2 protein-coding genes and 1 pseudogene are annotated in these 4701 nt (G+C 56.3%); 2 read left to right on the top strand and 1 reads right to left on the bottom strand.

The genetic code is table 11. The features are described 5' to 3' along the window. Positions 1-1164: 1164 nt before the first annotated feature. The gene (locus WN73_RS12175; RefSeq protein ID WP_271552947.1) at positions 1165-1665 is read right to left on the bottom strand and encodes a GNAT family N-acetyltransferase; all 501 of its coding nucleotides are present in this window, start codon (positions 1663-1665) and stop codon (positions 1165-1167) included. 577 nt (positions 1666-2242) lie between these two features. Between WN73_RS12175 and WN73_RS12170 the strand changes: the two genes are divergently transcribed. Next, positions 2243-2734: a GNAT family N-acetyltransferase gene (locus tag WN73_RS12170; protein WP_271552945.1), complete on the top strand. Its 492-nt coding sequence runs from the start codon at positions 2243-2245 to the stop codon at positions 2732-2734. A 77-nt stretch (positions 2735-2811) separates the two neighbouring features. Next, positions 2812-3882 (top strand): annotated as a pseudogene (locus WN73_RS12165) (IS3 family transposase); the annotation flags it as partial. Positions 3883-4701: the final 819 nt, after the last annotated feature.

Genomic DNA, 4701 nt, shown 5'->3' with positions numbered 1-4701 from the left:
TCGATGCAGTCGTGAGCGCTCGCAGTTCGCACTCCTACGCGCCGTAATTGGCGCCGTAAAATGTCACAATCGTTTGCGTATTCGCTTTCCTTTTGCGCAACTTCCCTTTGCCTGATTGTCGGCGATTGCCTGACTGTTGCAGATCCATACCGATGGGCACATTTTCCCTTCAGTCAACTACCGTCCGCAGCAGTTGATGCAAGAAACAGGAATATGCCATGCGCTTATTACGACCAGCGGTTGGCAGGTCAACTTACCCGCAAGGAGGCCCCGTTGTCTTTAGTGGCGCAGAAGAAGCCGCGATCTCGACCGTTGGCACGATTTGGTCGCACTCACCAGGGAGATTGTGAAGTGTGCCACGCCACAGGCGGATCTTCGATGCAAGTGGGTTATTTGTAAGCGAGCCAATCTAAGCGCGGTTTCGGGTGCCAACGGCTCTTCGTTTGTGGTCGGCCGAAGCGCACTGATTACGCGGGCGATCTGCAGATGCGCGTCTAACGCCCTGCAGGCTCACACGTTTAAGAAAACGCGAGCATGATTTACCCTCGAGTAGGGCAGAGCCTACACACACTCAGGAGATAACAAATGAAGTTGGGAGAACTTCCTTCGCGTATCCCTACGGCGCCCCACGGCGCCTAGGATCCTTGTTGGTAGGAATCGCCCGGGCAACTGGGTTGTTCGCGAACAGAATTGCCTTTTGGCGGCCTATTCGTGAACCGGACCCAAGCATTGAAATACGCTCTTAGGATCGGCCTTCATTTAGAAACTATTGTCGCTAGCCGAAGAGATTGAACTCGATGTTTTCTGATCTCTCAACACGCTATCCGCTCAGAAAGAATTGATTCCGGCCCGACAGGGAACGAACAGATGAAGAGAACGGCCTGCGGAATAGCGGCTATCGCGGTGAAATTGTCTCGCAGGTTTAATCCGGCTGAAATTCACTTTAGCCGGTCGGGACGACAAGAGCATGAACGCAGTCGCTGTACGGAAGTGCAGTTCTTATCGGGATATCGAAAACCCTTCAAGCCGTCGTTTCAGTCGCCGTCTTGCGAGCAAGGCACGCAAATTGGACATGGCGCCATGGCACAGTCGACTGCCAGATAGCTACGTCCGCAGCAAGTTTGCTCGAATACTCGTGGACACACAAGCTATACACAGTTGAGTTCAGGACATTATAAGTCGTTGGAGAACCAGAATGTCGTAGTTTTTTCCGTTATGGGGAAACGCACCCGGGAGACATCCCGCGACCGAAAGGCCACATTTCCGTTTTGCGAAAGAAACAACGTTCGGCGTGTCAGAAAATATCGTTGCTAAGATGCAATGTAGATTGGCTGTACTTGGTCGGCTTAGAACAGCACGCGCAAGTGCGGATCCAACTCCGCTACGACGAAACCTTCCTTGAACATAGAGCGACATCTCCGCTGTCTGGCGCACTCCTTCATTGACATGGTGCCGGGTAATTGCCGTCCATCCAATCACGCTACCGTTGCTGACACACGTATAGGACACAAAAGAGGGACGAAGCGCGAATAGAAATTCGTTCATTTCAGCGACGCTCCAAGGGCGTGTTCCTTGCGTTGATTCCCTATCCCGACATGCGGCGTTATAGATGTCTGTTACTTCTGGTAGGTCGTCTGTTTGCAGCCGGCGCAGTTCATACCGCATTTGAGGCCTCCAATCTCGTGTAGCATCAGATCCGAGATGATGCGGCGACACACCAGATGTGCCACCTAAAGAGAACGCGATCCGCACGATGACCACCGAAATTCCTTTGACCGACGAGTTACTCGCAACAACGCTCCTTTTTAGTAAGGTGATCCGAGCGGCCCCACCTGAACTCTGTTTGGGTCGCGATCTCCGTTTTCGCCCATATGCCCTTTATCGGCGAGCGCCCGGGAACGGCGCTTTGCGCGTTCATGGCGACGTCTCCTGGGGTGAACTGAGGCAGGGTGCTGCAGCTGAGTTCAAAATGCGAGTAATGTAGAAGCGAGCCTCGTCCCTCAAGAAAGATACCCAATGGTAACGCACAAGGGGCCTTCCGAAACCTACCAAAGCTTATAGCTTGTGTAGACAGTTCTAATACTCGCATTGTTGAGCAGACCTCAATCCGATTCAGCTCGTTCCCTCCACGGGCGGAATCAGACGTCTAGCTGCCCAACTAATGATCGGAAGTGTTCGACAGATGCTAGTAGCTGCGTGTCGCGCTTCCCGAGTGCGACTGTCAAAACGATCGGACGTGATAGTGATTCGACGCGCGAAATGTTCAGATGTTGAAGACATCGCAGCAATCTACAATCAAGCGATGGCACCCGGTGTCTTTGCCATAAGTCGAGTGTCGCCTGAAACTCGCACCGAACGGTTGGCTTGGCTTAGGGAGCATCAAGACCCCTACGCAGCCTTCGTTTATGAGCATGACGGCGGGAAGATAATCGCGTGGTGCTCCCTAAATACGTTTTCGATGCGACCTGAATATATGGAGCTCTCCGAAATCTCGTGTTACGTGGATGAAAAACACCGAAGAAGGGGCATTGGAAAGCTGATGCTTGGGCATTTGATTGACACCGCCAAAACTTTTAGACTACGTGCGCTGTTGGGCCGCACCCTCGAAAGAAATGTCGGAGCGATCAAGAACTTCAATTCGTTCGAATTTCGACGTGTCGTGACCTTACGCGAACTTTCACGTATTCGAGGTGAATGGCACAATGACGTATGGCTGTGGAAGCAGTTACGATGATTAAAATGGATAGACCCCAATTTTGGAGCACGTGCTTAGTTGGAAGGGGCTGCTCCGTTTGATAGACGGAGCGCATGATGACGACAAAGACGAGACGCAAGATCGACGCGGCACTGAAGGCAAAGATCGCGCTGGAAACGGTACGGGAGCAGGCGACGGTGGCCGATCTGGCCCAGCGCTATGAGGTTCACCGAACCGGATCTATGCCTGGAAGAAGCAACTGCTGGAACAGGCGGCCCGGGCCTTTGACGCGGGTGTCGGGCGCGAGATCGAGAAGCTGCACGCCGAGTTAGGACAACTGACAGTCGAGCGCGATTTTTTTGCGCGGAAGTCAGGAAGATGAGTACGCCGGACCGTCGAGGAATGCTCGATCGCGCCGACATGACGCTGTCGATCCGCCGGCAATGCATGTTGCTTGGCATCGCGCGCTCTGGGGTCTACCGGCCGCCACAGCCGGCCAACGACAACGACCTTGCCCTGATGCGGCGGATCGACGAGCCGTTCACCGCCTGGCCGTTCCTGGGCTCGCGGCGAATGACCGCGATCTGAAGGCTGAGGGGCTTCAGGTCAATCGCAAGCGCGTGCAGCGGTTGAAGCGCAAGATGGGCATCGCGGCGCTGGGACCGAAGCCGAATACGACGAGGCCGGCGCCGGGCCACAAGATCTATCCCTATCTGTTGCGCAACATGATAATTGATCGGCCGAACCAGGTGTGGGCGGCCGACATCACGTATCTGCCCATCGGGCGCGGCTTTCTCTATCTCGTCGCGATCATCGACTGGGCGAGTCGTGCGGTTCTGGCGTGGCCGTTGTCGAACACGATGGACGTCTCGTTCTGCGTGGCGGCTCTGGAAGAGGCGCTGGCGATGTATGGCACGCCGGAGATATTCAACACCGATCAGGGCAGCCAGTTGACCAGCGCGGCCTTCACCGGCGCGCTGGCGGCCGCAAAGATCAAGATTTGCATGGATGGCCGCGGTCGTTCGATGGACAGCGTCTTCATCGAGCGACTGTGGCGGTCGCTTAAGCATGAGGACATCTATCTCAAGGGCTATGCCGACGGCCTCGAGGCCAAGGCAGGGGTCGCGAGCTTGATCGCCTTCTACAACGATCGTCGCGTTCATCAGGCACACGGCCATCGCACGCCGATGGCGGCTCGGCGCGAACGGATGCAGGCCGCGAGCCCGAGAACCGTCTTGTGGCGCGCTCACTTGAGCGGCTTGGGAAGACAAGCTGCGTGTCGTCAGCGGTCGAGCAGCAGCATGCGCGTTGGCGCGCGCAAGAGCCGCTTCTGATTGGCCCGGCGGAACGCGCAGGGCTACAAGCGCTCGGAGAGAACCTGCCGCGGATCTTGAACGCGGCTACCACGTCGGCAACCGATCGCAAGCGCATTCTGCGATTTGTCATCCGCGAGGTCGTTCTTGATCAGAAGCGGACCCGAAGTCAGGTGTGGCTCCAGATCAGCTGGCAGACCGGCGCAACCCAGCGAGCATCACGTGCAACAGCGCGTTCACACCTACCGCAATTACATCGACATTGATCGGCTGCGGCAACGGAAGTCGAGTTGCATGCTGAAAACAAAATGGATGCCGAGATCGCGGCGATACTCAACCAGGAAGGCTTAGCCCACAAAGCAGGAATCGGCTACGCGATAGCTCCGTCCGGCTGACCGGCAAGCAGAGTTTCCAAGTGCACCGCGCGGACGCCCAAGACTCCTTGTGTCCACCCATACCGAAGCGCAGTAACCGCCCTGGCCGTTACAAATCGACGCCCGCGGGCACGGATACCGGACAGCACTGCCGGCGCGAGATGCGCCTCCCCTTGCGGAGATGCGTTTCCTTACACGCCGCCTATGTGTAGAAGTTTTCGACTTAATCTGACGGCAAGGTTTGGAACTGGCAGGGATTGGAGCTGCGGGCGAGCAGGAGCGCTCACCCAAAGGGCGCTCCCGCGCAGCCCGCAGCGTC

Origin of the sequence: Bradyrhizobium sp. CCBAU 45394, from assembly GCF_028128655.1 — a bacterium.
Lineage (GTDB): Bacteria > Pseudomonadota > Alphaproteobacteria > Rhizobiales > Xanthobacteraceae > Bradyrhizobium > Bradyrhizobium diazoefficiens.
The sequence above is the reverse complement of the archived record's forward strand: the minus strand, read 5'-3'. Positions and strand labels throughout refer to the sequence as shown.

Excerpts from the sequence above, each read along its gene's own strand:
- WN73_RS12175 (WP_271552947.1), bottom strand. The coding sequence starts at position 1,665 with ATGCGGTATGAACTGCGCCGGCTGCAAACAGACGACCTACCAGAAGTA.